This is a genomic window from Bradyrhizobium sp. NBAIM08 (assembly GCF_020193935.1).
Taxonomy (GTDB): domain Bacteria; phylum Pseudomonadota; class Alphaproteobacteria; order Rhizobiales; family Xanthobacteraceae; genus Bradyrhizobium; species Bradyrhizobium yuanmingense.
In genome coordinates this window covers 1-426 of the sequence record NZ_JADYVR010000625.1, presented here as the reverse complement: position 1 = coordinate 426, position 426 = coordinate 1, and the positions used below count along the sequence as shown (strand labels likewise).

Sequence of the window (426 nt, the reverse complement as noted above, 5' to 3'; positions counted from 1 at the left end):
TCGTTATTTGGAGCGTCAGCAGCCGGTTCAGTTCAGCCACAAGCATCATACGGGCGACGACGGCATCGATTGTCGTTACTGCCACACTTCGGTGGAAACCTCGTCGTCGGCCGGCATGCCGCCGACGCAGACCTGTATGAACTGTCACAGCCAGATCTGGTCGGACAGCCCGTACCTCGAACCGGTCCGCGCGAGCTTCCGCGACAACAAGCCGATCGAGTGGGTGCGCGTCCACGATTTGCCCGAATACGTTTATTTCAATCACAGCATTCACGTCGCCAAGGGCGTCGGATGCGCTTCGTGCCACGGGGACGTCTCGAGCATGCCGGCGGTTTACCAGGAAAACACGCTCCAGATGGAATGGTGTCTGTCGTGCCACCGCGATCCGGCGCCGAATATCCGCCCGCAGTCGGAAATATACAACAC

At 59.4% G+C, this 426-nt stretch carries 1 protein-coding gene; it reads left to right on the top strand.

Translation table 11 applies throughout. The annotated features are described in order from the left end of the window. On the top strand, nt 1-426 hold a 426-nt coding region (locus I6F37_RS41265), incomplete at both ends, for a cytochrome c3 family protein (RefSeq protein ID WP_225154561.1).